We start from the raw sequence: 15,002 nt of genomic DNA, 5'->3' as shown, positions 1-15,002 counted from the left end.
TCTAAAGATCGATCTGATTCCCCACGCCACCCGATTCCCTTCCTGCGGCGGCTGCCAAAAACCTTGTTCAACCACTCATGAGTATTGCGAGCGAACCGTTCGTGATCTGCCCATTCTCGGTCGCGCGGTGCGCCTCAGCATTTTGCTCAGGCGTGTTGGCTGCCGCGACTGTGGAAAACGCATGGAGGCCGTCAGTTGGCTGGATCGCTATGCCCGCATGACGCGCCGCTTGGCCGAGGCGGTCATTCAGGCCTGCGAGCGCCTTCCCACCCTGCACGTGGCCCAGATGTTTGGACTGCATTGGGACACTGTTCGGTTGCTGGAGCGTCGAGCCTTGCAGGCGGTGTTGAGTGAGTTGCCGAAGGCGCAACCACGACGCCTGATCATGGACGAGTTCGCGTTATTCAAAGGTCATCGTTACGCCAGCGTTGTGCTGGATGCCGATACACGACGAGTGCTGTGGATCGGTGAAGGCCGTAGCCGAGCGGCAGTCAGGCCGTTCTTCGAGGAGCTGGGGCCGGAGGGCTGCGCTCGAATCGAAGCGGTGGCGATGGACATGAATACTGCTTTTGATCTGGAGGTTCGCCAGCATTGCCCGAAAGCGCGAGTGGTCTACGACCTTTTCCATGTGGTGGCCAAATATGGCCGAGAGGTGATTGATCGGGTCCGCGTCGACGAAGCTAATCGGCTGCGTCATAACAAGCCGGCTCGCAAGGTCATCAAGCAGGCACGATGGCTGTTGCTGCGTAACCCACAGAACCTGAAAACGCCGGAACAACAGGTCCATTTGCAGGATTTATTGGAGGCCAACCAATCGCTGATGACAGTTTATTTGATGAAGGCTGAACTCAAAACGCTCTGGACACCGAGCACTGCCTGGACCTGGAGATCGGCCTGGAAGCAATGGCTGCGCCATGCATATGAAAGTGAAATACCGGCTCTGATCCAGTTTGCCAAACGGCTAAAGGGTTATTGGCGGGGCATCGTCAGTCGGGTTCGCTGGCCGATGCACACCGGTCAGTTGGAAGGAATAAACAATCGAATAAAGGTCATCAAACGGATGGCGTACGGTTACCGGGATAGCGAATTCTTCTTCATGAAGATCAAGAGCGTCTTTCCCGGTAATCCGTGATGAACCTTTTTTTTTGCCGGTAAAAACCTGAGGCCCACCTTTAATCTCTGCTTAGCTCGGTAATGGCATTGACCAGGACATTGATGTCCTCCGCCGACGTCACCAACCCCGGTGTCACGCGGATACAGGTACCAAACGCCGCACCGGTGCGCGTAGTAGTGAACAGCCCATAGTCCTTGAGCATGCGATCCACCATCACCTGCTGATCCCGCCCGCTGAACTTGAACGCCGTAATCCCGCAATACAGCCGTGGATCATCCGGCGTCAGCACCTCGATCCCCGGCAACGGTCGCACCTGTCTCACCCATAAATCCCGCAGGTAATTGATCCGCGCGCCCTTGGCCGCCGCGCCACCCAGCGCGCGATGTTCTTGCAGTACCAGCGGCAAGGTCATCAGTGCCGGAAAGTTCGGCGTGCTGTACGACGTACGTGCCCGCACGTCGGTGGCGGGGTAGTGGAACTCGCCCATGTCCGGATCAATATCTGCCAGGCGTTCGGGGGCGATATAGAGAAACCCCAGGGTCAGCGGCGCGCCGATCCATTTGTGCAGGTTGAAGCCGGCGAACGCAATGCCCAGTTCGGCGAGGTTGAACTCGATCTGGCCCAGTGCATGGGCGCCGTCGAGGATCACGTCGATGGCATGCTCACGCGCAGCCTTGGCGATGGCCTCTACGGGCATCACCAGGCCGGTGCGGTGGGTCACATGGGTCAGTGCCATGAGCTTCAGGCGCGGGTATTGGGCGAACGCATCGCGATAGGTCTGCATCAGGCTGTCGAAACTGGCCGGGTGGGTGTGGGACAGTTCTATCACCTCCACACCGCGAACCCCCGCCAACCAGCGCATCGCGCCTTTGACCGTGTCGTACTCCAGGTCGCTGATCAGCACCTGATCGCCGGGTTGCAGGCGGTTGTAGTTGCGGATCAGCGACTGCAAGGCTTCGGTGGCGTTGCGGGTAAAGGCGACTGCCTCGGGGTCGACGTCGATCAGGCCTGCGAGTTGGCGACGGATCTCGACGTTTTCACCTTGCTCGAAGTGCTGGCGCACATACAGCGAGTTGCTGCGGTTGATAAACGCCACATGCTCCAGGTACTGCGCCTGCACCTCGCGGCTCATACGCCCGAAGTAGCCGTTCTCCAGGTTGATCGGGCCGGGCTCCAGCGCATAGCGCTGGGCGATGGCCTGCCAGTGAGGTTCGTTGTCAGCATTCCTTGGCATGGCGAGTCTCTTAATGGCGGGGGGCGGGTTTGCCGTGTTTAACGCGCAGCGGTTCCAACAATTCAGACAAGCCGTTGTGGTCGATTTCCTGCATCAATGCCAGCAACCCACCCAGTTCGCCGTGGGGAAAGCCTTCGCGGGCGAACCAGTTGAGGTAGGGACCCGGCAGGTCGGCGATGATCCGGCCCTTGTACTTGCCGAAGGGCATTTCGCGGGTGATCAGCAGTTCGAGTTTTTCGGGATTCATGGGCTTCGTGTGAATAAGACGAGGTCTTCGAAAATACAGGCATTCTGCATGAAGGCCAAATGACAGATCATGCAAATAACGCACATACAGATGGTTCAAATATTTTTAAGTCATTGAAAATAAATATAAAAGTAATTTTTCAAAACCTGGCACGAGCGCTGCAATCATTAAGGCAACCCTTCTTCACCTGCCTAAGGAATTGAAAAATGACTGACATCAACAAAGAATCGATCTCCGTACTGAACGACCTGATCGAGACCAGCATCGACGGCCAGAAAGGCTTCAAGGAATGCGCAGAAGACATCAAGCATCCGGAACTCAAGGCGCTGTTTGCCAAGCGCTCCGCTGACTGCGCTACCGCCGCCGCCGAATTGAAGACCGCCGTGCGTGCCCTGGGCGGTGATCCGGAAGACTCCGGCAGCGTAGCCGGCGCCCTGCACCGTGGCTGGGTCGACGTGAAGTCGATGGTGACCGGTAAGGACGAAGAGGCTGTGCTGAACGAAGCCGAGCGCGGCGAAGATCACGCACTGAAGGCTTATAAAGAAGCCATCGAGAAGATCAACAAGCACAACCTGCTGGGCATTCGTGACCTGGTTGAGCGTCAGTACCACGGCGTGCAACGCAATCACGACCAGGTAAAAGCCCTGCGTAACCAGGCTCGCGCTCAGTCGTAAGCGCTCCTAAGCGCTGCTGTGTAAGACATGTGGGAGGGGGCTTGCTCCCGATAGCGGTGGATCAGTCGATATTTCAATGACTGACACACCGCCATCGGGGGCAGCCCCCTCCCACATTTGCAGGGTGTTGGCCTTGAAAACCGTACTCAGCCGATGCTGATCGGCGGCAACTCGGTCAAGGTCACGACCTGCTGCTTGCGTGGTGCAAGAATTTCCGCCTCGCCATCCACGACCAGCTCATCGCGCTGGTTGAACACACGGGTGGCAATGCGTACGCGAAACTTCGGCAGCTTCTCGAGGATTTCCAGGCGCACGGTCAGGGTATCGCCGATTTTCACCGGCTTCTGGAAGCTCATCTGCTGGCCGATATAGATAGTGCCCGGCCCGGGCAGCTCACACGCAACGGCCGCGCTGATCAGGGCGCCGCTGAACATACCGTGGGCGATACGCTCCTTGAACATGGTCGCCTTGGCGTATTCGGCATCCAGGTGTACCGGGTTGTGGTCGCCGGACATGGCGGCAAACAGCTGGATATCACGCTCTTCGACGGTCTTGCTGTAGCTGGCGGTCTGGCCGACTTCAAGGGCTTCGTACGGGGTGTTGGTTACCTGGGTCATCTAAAGGTGCATCCTGTGGCTAATCGGTAATTTAACTATCTGATTTTAAACGTAAATTTATTCGCAGTGGGCCGGCCTGCGCAAGGTCAGGGCCTGGTCGAGCCACGTCAGCACATCGGCGGTGACTTCGTCGCGATTGGTTTCGTTGAACACTTCGTGACGCGCCTGCGGGTAGATATTCAGTTGCAGGTGCTGGCTGCCGGCCTCACGCAGGGCATGGGCCAGGCTTTTGAGACGCTTGCCCTCACTGACCGGATCACATTCGCCGCCCATCACCAAGATCGGCAGGCCCGGATCGATCTGGGCGAGATTGGACGCTTTGCTGATTTGCTGCAAGCCGCCGAGCAGATCGATCCATAGTTGGTTGGTACAGCGGAAGCCACAGAGTGGATCGTTGATGTATTTGTCGACTTCGTTCGGGTCACGGCTGAGCCAGTCGAACGCGGTGCGAGTGGGCTTGAATGCCTTGTTGAACGAGCCGAACGACAGGAACTCGATCAACGCACTGCGCCCGCGCACACCCTGGCGCAGGCGTTCGGCGCGAGCGATCAGCCGTGCGGCGCGGTACAGCGCCACGGGCTGGAAATTCGAACCGCTGAGAATCGCTCCATGCAGGCTGGCGCTGTGGTGCAGCAGGTAGGCCTGGGCGATATAGCTGCCCATGCTGTGGCCCAGCAAAATGATCGGCAGCCCCGGCTGCTGCTGGCCGATGTGCTGGTTGAGGCTGGCCAGGTCGCCGACCACTTTGTTCCAGCCATCCTTTTCGGCATACAGGCCCAGCGTACCTTCGTCGGCGGTGCGGCCGTGGCCACGCTGGTCCGGCGCATACACGCCATAGCCTGCACTGCACAAGGCTTCGGCCAGCCGCGCATAGCGCCCGCTGTGCTCCGCCATGCCGTGGGACAGCATGACCACCGCCTTGGCCGGGCCGTCGGGCATCCAATGATTGACGTACAGGCGGCTGCGGTCATTCGCGGTCAGCCAGAAGGTGCTGTGGTTCATGGGGTTCCCTTTCTCAAGGTCTGCTCAAGGTCTGCTCGACGTTGTTGCAGTGTATAGCTCATCTGTCAGGCGACGGGGTATCTGCCTGCGCATCAGGGACAAGATTCATACAATCAATGACGCAATTTGCTGTATTTGCCTGCTTGGCCATAGCTGCTAACGTCCCCCAAGCTCCGCTTTCTATAAAAGCGGCCAGACACCTTCAGGTAAGGGGACAAGAATAATGCAACCTGATTTCTGGAATGACAAACGCGCGGCGGGCGTTCCCAATGACATCGACCTGTCGGCCTACAAGTCGGTAATCGAAGTCTTCGAGCGCTCGTGCAAGGCCTTTGCCGACCGTCCGGCATTCAGCAACATGGGCGTCACCCTGACCTACGCCGAGCTTGAACGCCAGAGTGCGGCGTTCGCCGGCTACCTGCAGCAGCACACCGACCTCAAGCCCGGCGAGCGCATCGCCGTGCAGATGCCCAACGTGCTGCACTACCCGATTGCCGTGTTCGGCGCACTGCGCGCCGGGCTGATCGTGGTCAACACCAACCCGCTCTACACCCCGCGCGAGATGCGCCACCAGTTCAAGGACGCCGGCGTGCGTGCCCTGGTCTACCTCAACCTGTTCGGTTCGCGGGTGCAGGACGTGTGCACCGACACCGAGATCGACTACCTGATCGAAGCCAGGATGGGCGACTTCATGCCCGCTGCCAGAGGCTGGCTGGTCAACACCGTGGTCGACAAGGTCAAGAAGATGGTCCCGGCCTACCACCTGCCGCGTGCGGTGTCGTTCAAGCGCGCCCTGCGCATGGGCGCGGGCCTCGGCGTGACGCGCCATCCGGTGAACCTGGACGATATTGCCGTGCTGCAATACACCGGCGGCACCACCGGCCTGGCCAAGGGCGCGATGCTCACCCATGGCAACCTGGTGGCGAACATGCAACAGGCGCGCGCGTGCATGTCCCAGGTGGGCGACGACGGCCACCCGCTGATCAAGGAAGGGCAGGAGGTGATGATCGCGCCGCTGCCGCTGTACCATATCTATGCCTTCACCGCGAACTGCATGTGCATGATGGTCTCGGGTAACCACAACGTACTGATCACCAACCCCAGGGACATCGGTGGGTTTATCAAGGAGCTGAAAAAGTGGCGCTTTACCGGGCTGCTGGGGCTCAACACGCTGTTTGTGGCGTTGATGGACCACCCGGAGTTCAAGAACCTGGATTTCTCCCACCTCAAGCTCACCAACTCCGGCGGTACGGCCCTGATCAAGGCTACGGCCGAACGCTGGGAGCAGATCACCGGCTGCTCGATCGGCGAGGGCTATGGCCTGACGGAAACTTCGCCGGTGGCCAGCACCAACCCCTACGGCAAGAAATCACGCCTGGGGACCGTGGGCATCCCGGTGCCCGCCACGGCGATGAAGGTAATTGATGACGAAGGCACCGAGCTGCCCCTGGGCGAGCGCGGTGAGTTGTGCATCAAGGGCCCGCAGGTGATGAAGGGCTACTGGCAGCAACCGGCGGCCACTGCTGAGGCCCTGGACGCCGAAGGCTGGCTGAAGACCGGTGACATCGCGGTGATCGACGAAGATGGGTTTGTGCGCATTGTCGACCGCAAGAAGGATTTGATCATCGTCTCGGGTTTCAATGTATACCCCAACGAAATCGAGGACGTGGTGATGGCCCATCCGGCCGTGGCCAACTGCGCGGTGATCGGCGTGCCGGACGAGCGCACGGGGGAGGCGGTGAAGCTGTTCGTGGTGGCGCGTGCAGAAGGGGTGAGCCTTGAGGAGTTGAAGGCGTACTGCAAGACCAACTTCACGGGTTACAAGGTGCCCAAGCACATTGTGTTGCGCGACTCGTTACCGATGACGCCGGTAGGGAAGATCCTGCGCAGGGAACTACGCGACATCGCCTGATGTGAGATGCGGTAAAAATGTGGGAGGGGCGGTGCGACGATTCGACTTGCCCCCTCCCACATTTGTCGTGCGTCGTCCTGAAGGCCTTATTCCAGAGCCTTTCATCAAGGTATTTCACTTCTGTTTAAAGTGTGACCAAATATTGTAGGACAGTCGTGATTATGACTGCGGGACCCTCTTTAGGCTCTAGTCGGCCCTTGGCAAAGCTGCTACTCTCGGCGCGCTTTGTGACGTCTAGGCCTGCTTGAAAGCGCCAGATTCACCAAAAAAAACATACACCAATAATAATCGCATCAAATGCGATGATGAATTCGCGTCGCTGAGGAGTGGGCTTCCATGCACGAAGACTTTTGGAAGGATAAGTACCCCGCCGGGATTGCTGCAGAAATCAATCCAGACGAGTATCCGAATATTCAGGCGGTATTGAAGCAGTCCTGCCAGCGCTTCGCCAACAAACCGGCCTTCAGCAACCTGGGCAAGACGATCACCTACGGTGAATTGTACGAACTGTCCGGCGCCTTCGCCGCGTACCTGCAACAGCATACCGACTTGAAGCCCGGCGATCGCATTGCCGTGCAGTTGCCCAACGTCCTGCAATACCCGGTCGCCGTGTTCGGTGCCATCCGTGCCGGCCTGATCGTGGTCAACACCAACCCGCTGTACACCGCGCGGGAAATGGAACACCAATTCAATGATTCCGGCGCCAAGGCGCTGGTCTGCCTGGCCAACATGGCCCACCTGGCGGAAAAGGTCGTGCCCAAGACCGCCGTCAAGCATGTGATCGTCACCGAAGTCGCCGACCTGTTGCCGCCGCTCAAGCGCCTGCTGATCAACAGCGTCATCAAGTACGTGAAGAAAATGGTCCCGGCCTATCACTTGCCCAAGGCGATCAAGTTCAACGACGTACTCGCCAAGGGCCAGGGGCAAGCGGTCAACGAAGTCTGCCCGGCCAGCGGCGATGTGGCCGTATTGCAATACACCGGTGGCACCACCGGCGTGGCCAAGGGCGCGATGCTCACCCACCGCAACCTGGTCGCCAACATGTTGCAATGCAAGGCGCTGATGGGCTCCAACCTCAATGAAGGTTGCGAGATCCTGATCACGCCGCTGCCGCTGTACCACATCTATGCATTCACCTTTCATTGCATGGCGATGATGCTGATCGGCAACCACAACATCCTGATCAGCAACCCGCGCGACCTGCCGGCGATGGTCAAGGAACTGTCGAAGTGGAAGTTCAGCGGCTTTGTCGGCCTGAACACTCTGTTCGTGGCGCTGTGCAACAACGAAGCCTTCCGCAAGCTGGACTTCTCCGCGCTGAAAGTCACCCTGTCGGGCGGCATGGCCCTGCAACTGGCGGCGGCCGAGCGTTGGAAAGCCGTGACCGGTTGCGGCATCTGCGAAGGCTACGGCATGACCGAAACCAGCCCCGTGGCCACGGTGAACCCGATCCAGCATATCCAGATCGGTACCATCGGCATTCCGGTGCCGTCGACCCTGTGCAAGGTCATCACCGACGACGGCGTCGAGCTGGCCCTGGGTGAAGTCGGCGAACTGTGCGTCAAGGGCCCGCAGGTGATGAAGGGCTACTGGCAGCGCGAAGACGCCACCGCCGAGATGCTCGACAGCGAAGGCTGGCTGAAGACCGGCGACATCGCGATCATCCAGCCGGATGGCTACATGCGCATCGTCGATCGCAAGAAAGACATGATCCTGGTCTCCGGTTTCAACGTGTATCCCAACGAGCTGGAAGACGTGCTGGCGGGCCTGCCGGGCGTGCTGCAGTGCGCGGCCATCGGTGTGCCGGATGAAAAGTCCGGCGAACACATCAAGCTCTTCATCGTGGTCAAGCCGGGCGCCACCCTGACCAAGGAGCAGGTCATGGAGCATATGCGCGCCAATGTCACCGGCTACAAAGTGCCAAAGGCCGTGGAGTTCCGCGATGCGTTGCCGACCACCAACGTGGGCAAGATCCTGCGCCGCGAATTGCGCGATGAAGAGTTGAAGAAACTCGGTCTTAAAAAGTAATCCGATCCAAATGTGGGAGGGGCTTGTCCCCTCCCACATTTTTTTGACCGCGTTCTTACACGGCGAACTGCGCGAAGCTGACACCCGCACCCGCCGGCCGCACATCCTTCAAGAACGAATCCTTATCCGCGCTCAGCTCCAGGGTAATCTCCGGCTTGCGCTTGCCTGCGTTGCGCACCACCAGTCCCTCGAGCTTTTCACGCAGGAACACGGTCGGCACCTTCAGGTGCAGCAGCTGGTCGGTCTCGGCGTTGTGCATCAACAGGTGAATCCACTCGTACTGGCCGACGGCAATACGTCCCACCGGCAGATCGAACCACCAGATGTTGCGTTTGCGGTCCAGGTCGGTGAAGTGGCAGTTATTGACGCCGAGTACGGCACCGCCCAGTTCCTGGTTTCTGCGGGCGATGGCCTGTGCTTTATTGAGTTTCATAACCTTCCTACGGGATCTGTTATTCAGCGTTGGAGCCTGAATGTGCCGGGCATTCTCGTGGGTTGGCTGCAAAACATAAAGCCAAACCTGTCGTTGGCGATGAAATGTTCACCGAAAAATAATTGAAACTCTGCCGAACGGCCTTGGGTCAATCTCTACGTAATGACCAAAACCCTTTGATTGTTCTTTCGGAGAAATACCATGGGCAGCACAGCGGATAAGGCAAAAGGTTTGAAAGACGAAGCCGTCGGTAACATCAAGCAAGGCGTCGGCAAAGTCACCGGCAACGACAAACTGCGCGCTGAAGGCGTCGTGCAGGAAAAGAAAGGCCAGGTTGAAAAAGCCGTGGGCGACACCAAGGACGCGGTGAAAAAAGCGACCAAGTAAGACTGCCATCGTGCAGCCCGACGGCCATCCACGGATGGCCGTTTTTATGTCACATGCAGTGATTAAAGTTTCGAAATTGTTTCAAGGTCGCCAAATAGGCTACCTTGATGTAGAAAACGGCCCCTGAGTCGCCCACGACCCCCTTTTTGCGGCGAAAGGAGACGCTATGATTTTTCCGGTTCTCGATGGTCTCAAGCTCCACACAGTGCTGGTGCGCACCGTCAAGGAATTCGTCGATGACGAGATGTCCACCTACGCCTCGGCACTGGCCTACCAGATGCTGTTTTCGTTATTTCCCTTCCTGCTGTTCCTTATCGCCCTGATCGGTTTCCTGCACCTGCCGGACTTTTTCACCTGGCTGCGCCTGCAATCGGAGCTGGTGTTGCCGCCCCAGGCCCTGGAGCAGGTCAACCCGGTGATCGACCAGTTGCAGCAATCCAAGGGCGGCCTGCTCTCGGTGGGTATCGTGATTGCCCTCTGGACCGCCTCCGCTGGCGTGCGCCTGATGATGAGCGCCATGAACGCCGCGTACGACGTCGTGGAAGGCCGGCCGATCTGGAAGCGTTTCCCGCTGTCGGTTTTCTACACCATCGGTATCGCCGGCATGCTGCTGGCCGCTGCCGCGTTGATGGTGCTCGGCCCGCAGGTGATGGAATGGCTGGCCGGCCAGATCGGCATGCAGGAATTCGTGGTGACCTTGTGGACCATCGTGCGATGGCCGCTGATCGTGATCCTGCTGATGTTTGCCGTGGCCCTCATGTATTACGTGATGCCGGACGTCGAGCAGAAGTTTCGCTTTATTACCCCGGGTTCGGTGCTCGCGGTGGTGGTGTGGATCGTCGCCTCCCTCGGTTTTGGCTACTACGTCAAAACCTTCGCCGACTACAACGCCATGTATGGCAGCATCGGTGCGATCATCGTGTTGCTCCTGTACTTCTACATTTCCGCCGCCGTGCTGTTGCTGGGGGCGGAGATGAATGCCGTGATCGAGCACATGTCGGCCGAAGGCAAGGAGCCAGGCGCAAAGGATTTCGATGAGCCCGCGCCCGCGCACGAAAAACAACATGTCTCCGGCCTCGGCCGCGACCACTCCAAACCCACTACCGATGAAGTCTGATCGATGATCCGTGAAATCCTGAAAATGGGCGATGAACGCCTGCTGCGTATCGCCCCGCCGGTACCGCCGGAAATGTTCGACAGCCCCGAGCTGTGGCAATTGATCGACGACATGTTCCAGACCATGGAGCACGTGGGCGGCGTCGGCCTGGCCGCGCCGCAGATTGGCGTCGACCTGCAACTGGTGATCTTTGGGTTCGAAGCCAGCGAGCGCTACCCGGATGCGCCGCCGGTGCCGCAGACCATCCTGATCAACCCGTTGATCACGCCGCTCAGCCCGGTGCGGGAAGAAGGCTATGAAGGCTGCCTGTCGGTGCCCGGACTGCGTGGTGCGGTGGACCGTTACCAGCAGATTCGCTACGAGGGGTTTGATCCGAAGGGCGAGCCGATCGTACGTTTTGCCGATGGCTTCCACGCGCGGGTGGTGCAGCATGAATGCGATCACCTGATCGGCCGGCTTTACCCCTCGCGCATTACCGACTTCAGCAAGTTCGGCTTTATTGAAGTGATGTTTCCCGACATGGACCCAACCGCTGACGAGTAATCGCCGACCCGTTGAGAACAAAATGTGGGCGGGACCAGGTTATTTGGCCGGTTTGACGAACCGCAACGTCATCCGGTCTGACTCGCCAATCGCCACATATTTTGCCTTGTCCTGCTCCCCCAATTTCAACGTCGGCGGCAACGTCCACACGCCGGCGGGATAATCCTTGGTGTCCTTCGGGTTGGCGTTGACCTCGCTCTGGCCTGCCAGCTTGAACCCCGCGTCGGTGGCCAGTTTCACCACCTGGGCGGTGGTCAGGTAACCGCTGTCCTTGATCGCCTCCAGCTCGGCCCCGTCCTTGGCCCGGTGATCTTCCACACCCAGCACGCCACCCGGTTTCAACACCGTGTAGAACGCGTGGAACGTGGCCTCGGCGGTATCGGCCAGCACCCAGTTATGCACATTGCGGAACGTCAGCACGGCGTCAGCCGAAGCAGGTTTGCCGAACACCGGTGCCTTGGGGTCGAACTCGACCACGTCTGCCTTGGCATAGCGCGTAGGGTCGGCGGCGAATTTGTTTTTCAGGTTCTCTTCGGACGTGCGTGCATAGGCGCTGCTGCTCGGCGCTTGTACGGCGGCGATGTAATGCCCGTGCTCCTTGAGCAACGGTGCCAGCAGTTCGCTGTACCAACCGCCCCCTGGGGTAATTTCGATCACGGTCTGCCTGGCGCGCAGGCCAAAGAATTCCAAGGTCTGCTGCGGGTGGCGATAGCCGTCGCGGGCGCTGTTGGCCGGGTCGCGCCAGCTGCCGGCCAACACGCTGGCGTATTGCTGGGCGCTGATCGGTGCGTCGGCGGCCTGGCTGAACGTGGGAACGAGGAGGGCGGTAAGGGACAGCGCTGCAAAGGTCGCTTTCATGATCATCCGAAAAGTGGGCCACGGTGTCGCCGAGGCTAGCATGGGGCCCATGCGGGGCGATCACACATTATCCGAGGACGACCTCACTAAACGATCTAAGCCCATCGCGATCATCGGTTTGTTACGTTTGTAGCGCACCAGTCGCTCGCTGAGGGATTGCGGCAATAGCGTGTCCTGGGTGAAACCCATGCGCTGATACAAACCCTCCAGGTCCGGATGGCACAACAACCACAGCGTGCCTTGCACCTCGGCCGCCGCCGCGGCTATCAATCGCCCCGCCAACCCCTGGCCGCGATACGCCGGGTCGACAAACACGCCGGTCAACCACTGTCCGCCGATCACGGGTGTCAGGCACAGACCGGCGACAATCTCGCTGTCGCGCGCTACCCACAAACGCCCGCCCTTGAGTGCCTTCATCGGTGAGTCATGACGGCGATAAAACTTGTTCAGCAGCGGCCATAGCGGCTCAGCCAGGGGGGCGATGTGCAGTTCGGGCATGGTGTTTGGGCAACATAATCAAGGGCCGGGGATTATAAGCGCCTTCTGTGCGGCAATAGGTGGTATACCCAGTGTTACATCCCCTGTAAGTGGAGCATGCATCATGGCCAAAGGTATGGATTCAAAGAAAGCCGCAAAGAAGAAACCGGCAAAGACCGCCGACGAAAAACGCGCCGACAAGAAAGCCAAGAAAACCGAGACAGGCCTGTTCGGTCACTGAGTTAATGATCATTCCCACGCACCCGCGTGGGAATGCCGCCAGGGACGCTCGGCGTCCCACCTGTGACTTAGATCGCCGCCAGGGTTTCCTTCACTGCCTGCGCCTGCGGGTCAGTGGTCTTCGCCGCTACCTGCTGCTCTTGCTGCTGCTTCAAACGTTCGGCCACTTGCTTGGAAATGGCGTCCTGCTTTTCCTGTGACATGTTCTGCACATCCGCCTCGGTCAACCCTTGTTCCTTGAGCAATTGCTCACGGATACGCTCGGCCGGGGTTTTGCTCATGTAATCGGTGAAGTCTGTGCGGGCGGAGCTGGTGGCGGGGACATCCGTCGTCACCGTGGTGGCCGCTGTGCTGGCCTGCAACTGCACGCGGGTCTTGGCGAAAGCTTCGTCGATGCGATCGCCCGCCTTGTCCAGATCCTTCTGCGCGGCCGGCAGGGTCACGCTTTGCTGCGCCGCTTGCAGGGCGCCGCTGTACAGCGTGCTGGCGGCGGCGTTGGCAGGGTCCATGTCGGGACGCGTGATCTTTTGAAGGGTCGACACGGCTTGGGGGTTGTTGTTAACCAGCATGATCGGTCACCTGGGAAAATGTTCGGTGCCATAGCGGGAGCAAATAACATGCCGGGTCCGATAACCCCGGTTTGACTGGATTTGGCCTGGCCGCCGCGGCAAACATTGTCCCGCAGGCGGCCAACCGTTGCCGTCAATGGGCGATATTTTCCAAGGCCAGGTTGCGCGTACGCGGGCCGAACCAACTGATGGTGATCATCACGATCAGCATGCTGCTGGCAATAAACGCCAACACACCGGGTGTGCCCAGGTGTTCGAGGATAAAACCGATCAACAGGCTGCTGAACACCGTCGACAAGCGGCTGAACGAATAGCAGAACCCCACCGCCCGCGCGCGGATATTGGTCGGGAACAGCTCGCTCTGGTAGGAGTGGTAACTGAAGCTCAGCCAGGCGTTGCAGAAGGTGATCATCACCCCGCAGATTACCAGCCCCACCGCCGTGGTTTGCAGGGCGAACAGGCTGCCGAAGATCACCGCACCCATGGCGGAGCCGACGATCTGCCATTTGTTTTCGAAGCGGTTGGCCACCTTCACAAACAGCAACGGCCCCAGCGGGTAGGCGAGGGTGATGATAAAGGCGTACAGCAAGCTGTGGGTCACGCTGACACCCTGGCCCGAAAGCAGCGCCGGCAACCAGTTGCCGAAACCAAAGAAGCCGATGGCCTGGAACACATGGAACACAATCAGCATCAACGCGCGGCGGCGGTATGGCGGTTGCCAGATGTCGGCAAAACGGCCGCTGCCTTGCACGCTGACGGTTTCGGGTTCGGGTTCATCCAGGGGTTTGCCATGGTCTTTCCGGCAGCGTGCCTCCAGGGTGTCCATGATCCTGCCGGCTTCTTTGAAGCAGCCTTTCTGCGCCAGCCAGCGCGGTGATTCCGGCAGGCGCTTGCGCAGTTGCCAGATAAACAGCGCAAACACCGCACTGCTCAGCACCACCCAGCGCCAGCCCGACACCCCGAACGGCGCCTGGGGCACCAGCCACCATGACATCAATGCCACGGCCGGCACCGACAGGAACTGGATGAAAAACGCAAAGGCGAACGCCGAACTGCGCATGCGCTTGGGCACCAGTTCCGATAGGTAGGCGTCGATGGTCACCAGCTCGATGCCCAGGCCGATGCCCACCAGGAAACGCATGCCGATGATGCCCAGCGCGGACGTCTGAATGCCCATCAACACCGTAGCGACGGTGTACCAGATCAAGGCAAAGGTGAAGATCGCCCGGCGCCCGAAGCGGTCGGCGATGGGGCTGAGCAGGCTGGCGCCGAGGAACAGGCCGAGGAAGGTCGCCGAGGCGAACGCCGCCTGGTCGGAGAAGCCAAACACGCCCTCGCTGCCGGTGTGGAAAATCCCGTCACTGATCAGGCCGGGGCTGATGTAGGCGGTCTGGAACAAGTCATACAGCTCGAAAAAACCGCCGATCGACAGCAGCGCCACCAGGCGCCAGACCGTGGCGACGGCGGGCAGGCGGTCGATACGCGCGCTGATATGGGCGGCGCGGATCGGGTCGATGCCGTCTGTAGCAGGGAGTGCAGGCATGGCGGGA

16 protein-coding genes are annotated in these 15,002 nt (G+C 59.6%); 7 read left to right on the top strand and 9 right to left on the bottom strand.

The window, feature by feature from the left end:
- Positions 1 to 7: 7 nt before the first annotated feature.
- The gene (locus BFQ01_RS10865) at positions 8 to 1,132 is read left to right on the top strand and encodes an ISL3 family transposase (protein WP_083244914.1); all 1,125 of its coding nucleotides are present in this window, start codon (positions 8 to 10) and stop codon (positions 1,130 to 1,132) included.
- Positions 1,133 to 1,172: 40 nt separating this feature from the next.
- On the opposite strand, the gene BFQ01_RS10860 is transcribed toward BFQ01_RS10865, so the two are convergent.
- Together BFQ01_RS10860 and BFQ01_RS10855 are read right to left on the bottom strand one after the other, a co-directional pair.
- Positions 1,173 to 2,348 (bottom strand): aminotransferase class V-fold PLP-dependent enzyme, encoded by a 1,176-nt coding sequence (locus tag BFQ01_RS10860; RefSeq protein ID WP_065925285.1) that lies wholly within the window; start codon positions 2,346 to 2,348, stop codon positions 1,173 to 1,175.
- A gap of 10 nt (positions 2,349 to 2,358) precedes the next feature.
- Entirely contained in the window at positions 2,359 to 2,595 is a 237-nt protein-coding gene (locus BFQ01_RS10855; RefSeq protein ID WP_017139191.1) for a DUF3820 family protein, read from the bottom strand.
- Between the two features lie 206 nt (positions 2,596 to 2,801).
- On the opposite strand from BFQ01_RS10855, the gene BFQ01_RS10850 reads away from it, so the two are divergent.
- Positions 2,802 to 3,269 carry a ferritin-like domain-containing protein gene (locus BFQ01_RS10850; RefSeq protein WP_032891010.1) on the top strand — a complete coding sequence of 156 codons (468 nt, stop codon included), beginning with the start codon at positions 2,802 to 2,804 and terminating at the stop codon, positions 3,267 to 3,269.
- A gap of 146 nt (positions 3,270 to 3,415) precedes the next feature.
- On the opposite strand, the gene BFQ01_RS10845 is transcribed toward BFQ01_RS10850, so the two are convergent.
- Both BFQ01_RS10845 and BFQ01_RS10840 read right to left on the bottom strand, forming a co-directional pair.
- Complete coding sequence (locus BFQ01_RS10845; RefSeq protein WP_003175719.1) at positions 3,416 to 3,886, bottom strand: MaoC family dehydratase; 471 nt, start codon at positions 3,884 to 3,886, stop codon at positions 3,416 to 3,418.
- A 57-nt stretch (positions 3,887 to 3,943) separates the two neighbouring features.
- Complete coding sequence (locus BFQ01_RS10840) at positions 3,944 to 4,888, bottom strand: alpha/beta hydrolase (protein ID WP_065925284.1); 945 nt, start codon at positions 4,886 to 4,888, stop codon at positions 3,944 to 3,946.
- A gap of 223 nt (positions 4,889 to 5,111) precedes the next feature.
- Here BFQ01_RS10840 and fadD2 point away from each other — a divergent pair, with 223 nt between their 5' ends.
- Positions 5,112 to 6,800 carry a long-chain-fatty-acid--CoA ligase FadD2 gene (gene fadD2 / locus BFQ01_RS10835; protein ID WP_065925283.1) on the top strand — a complete coding sequence of 563 codons (1,689 nt, stop codon included), beginning with the start codon at positions 5,112 to 5,114 and terminating at the stop codon, positions 6,798 to 6,800.
- Between the two features lie 336 nt (positions 6,801 to 7,136).
- Positions 7,137 to 8,828, top strand: coding sequence for a long-chain-fatty-acid--CoA ligase FadD1 (gene fadD1 / locus BFQ01_RS10830; RefSeq protein WP_027605602.1), 1,692 nt, complete (start codon positions 7,137 to 7,139; stop codon positions 8,826 to 8,828).
- Between the two features lie 55 nt (positions 8,829 to 8,883).
- Here fadD1 and BFQ01_RS10825 read toward each other — a convergent pair whose 3' ends face one another.
- Positions 8,884 to 9,261, bottom strand: coding sequence for a hypothetical protein (locus BFQ01_RS10825; RefSeq protein ID WP_027605603.1), 378 nt, complete (start codon positions 9,259 to 9,261; stop codon positions 8,884 to 8,886).
- 201 nt (positions 9,262 to 9,462) lie between these two features.
- On the opposite strand from BFQ01_RS10825, the gene BFQ01_RS10820 reads away from it, so the two are divergent.
- The 3 genes from BFQ01_RS10820 to def all read left to right on the top strand — a co-directional run bounded on the left by BFQ01_RS10820 (position 9,463) and on the right by def (position 11,308).
- Positions 9,463 to 9,648 carry a CsbD family protein gene (locus BFQ01_RS10820; protein WP_016973106.1) on the top strand — a complete coding sequence of 62 codons (186 nt, stop codon included), beginning with the start codon at positions 9,463 to 9,465 and terminating at the stop codon, positions 9,646 to 9,648.
- 166 nt (positions 9,649 to 9,814) lie between these two features.
- Positions 9,815 to 10,765 (top strand): YihY/virulence factor BrkB family protein, encoded by a 951-nt coding sequence (locus tag BFQ01_RS10815; RefSeq protein ID WP_027605604.1) that lies wholly within the window; start codon positions 9,815 to 9,817, stop codon positions 10,763 to 10,765.
- A 3-nt stretch (positions 10,766 to 10,768) separates the two neighbouring features.
- On the top strand, positions 10,769 to 11,308 hold the full coding sequence (gene def, locus BFQ01_RS10810) for a peptide deformylase (RefSeq protein WP_065925282.1): 540 nt from the start codon (positions 10,769 to 10,771) through the stop codon (positions 11,306 to 11,308).
- A 39-nt stretch (positions 11,309 to 11,347) separates the two neighbouring features.
- On the opposite strand, the gene BFQ01_RS10805 is transcribed toward def, so the two are convergent.
- From BFQ01_RS10805 to BFQ01_RS10790, 4 genes are all read right to left on the bottom strand, one after another.
- On the bottom strand, positions 11,348 to 12,166 hold the full coding sequence (locus BFQ01_RS10805; protein ID WP_065925287.1) for a class I SAM-dependent methyltransferase: 819 nt from the start codon (positions 12,164 to 12,166) through the stop codon (positions 11,348 to 11,350).
- Positions 12,167 to 12,226: 60 nt separating this feature from the next.
- On the bottom strand, positions 12,227 to 12,664 hold the full coding sequence (locus tag BFQ01_RS10800; RefSeq protein ID WP_065925281.1) for a GNAT family N-acetyltransferase: 438 nt from the start codon (positions 12,662 to 12,664) through the stop codon (positions 12,227 to 12,229).
- A gap of 287 nt (positions 12,665 to 12,951) precedes the next feature.
- Entirely contained in the window at positions 12,952 to 13,452 is a 501-nt protein-coding gene (locus tag BFQ01_RS10795; RefSeq protein WP_065925280.1) for a hypothetical protein, read from the bottom strand.
- Between the two features lie 133 nt (positions 13,453 to 13,585).
- Complete coding sequence (locus BFQ01_RS10790) at positions 13,586 to 14,995, bottom strand: MFS transporter (protein ID WP_065925279.1); 1,410 nt, start codon at positions 14,993 to 14,995, stop codon at positions 13,586 to 13,588.
- Between the last annotated feature and the right edge of the window lie 7 nt (positions 14,996 to 15,002).

The organism is Pseudomonas sp. 8 R 14 (genome assembly GCF_900005955.1).
Taxonomy (GTDB): Bacteria; Pseudomonadota; Gammaproteobacteria; order Pseudomonadales; family Pseudomonadaceae; genus Aquipseudomonas; species Aquipseudomonas marginalis.
Note: the sequence above shows the minus strand (reverse complement) of the source record. Positions and strands in the feature narration are given on the sequence as shown.

Coding starts and splice junctions, on each gene's coding strand:
- BFQ01_RS10860 (WP_065925285.1), bottom strand. CDS start 2,348: ATGCCAAGGAATGCTGACAACGAACCTCACTGGCAGGCCATCGCCCAG.
- BFQ01_RS10855 (WP_017139191.1), bottom strand. CDS start 2,595: ATGAATCCCGAAAAACTCGAACTGCTGATCACCCGCGAAATGCCCTTC.
- BFQ01_RS10850 (WP_032891010.1), top strand. CDS start 2,802: ATGACTGACATCAACAAAGAATCGATCTCCGTACTGAACGACCTGATC.
- BFQ01_RS10845 (WP_003175719.1), bottom strand. CDS start 3,886: ATGACCCAGGTAACCAACACCCCGTACGAAGCCCTTGAAGTCGGCCAG.
- BFQ01_RS10840 (WP_065925284.1), bottom strand. CDS start 4,888: ATGAACCACAGCACCTTCTGGCTGACCGCGAATGACCGCAGCCGCCTG.
- fadD2 (WP_065925283.1), top strand. CDS start 5,112: ATGCAACCTGATTTCTGGAATGACAAACGCGCGGCGGGCGTTCCCAAT.
- fadD1 (WP_027605602.1), top strand. CDS start 7,137: ATGCACGAAGACTTTTGGAAGGATAAGTACCCCGCCGGGATTGCTGCA.
- BFQ01_RS10825 (WP_027605603.1), bottom strand. CDS start 9,261: ATGAAACTCAATAAAGCACAGGCCATCGCCCGCAGAAACCAGGAACTG.
- BFQ01_RS10820 (WP_016973106.1), top strand. CDS start 9,463: ATGGGCAGCACAGCGGATAAGGCAAAAGGTTTGAAAGACGAAGCCGTC.
- BFQ01_RS10815 (WP_027605604.1), top strand. CDS start 9,815: ATGATTTTTCCGGTTCTCGATGGTCTCAAGCTCCACACAGTGCTGGTG.
- def (WP_065925282.1), top strand. CDS start 10,769: ATGATCCGTGAAATCCTGAAAATGGGCGATGAACGCCTGCTGCGTATC.
- BFQ01_RS10805 (WP_065925287.1), bottom strand. CDS start 12,166: ATGAAAGCGACCTTTGCAGCGCTGTCCCTTACCGCCCTCCTCGTTCCC.
- BFQ01_RS10800 (WP_065925281.1), bottom strand. CDS start 12,664: ATGCCCGAACTGCACATCGCCCCCCTGGCTGAGCCGCTATGGCCGCTG.
- BFQ01_RS10795 (WP_065925280.1), bottom strand. CDS start 13,452: ATGCTGGTTAACAACAACCCCCAAGCCGTGTCGACCCTTCAAAAGATC.
- BFQ01_RS10790 (WP_065925279.1), bottom strand. CDS start 14,995: ATGCCTGCACTCCCTGCTACAGACGGCATCGACCCGATCCGCGCCGCC.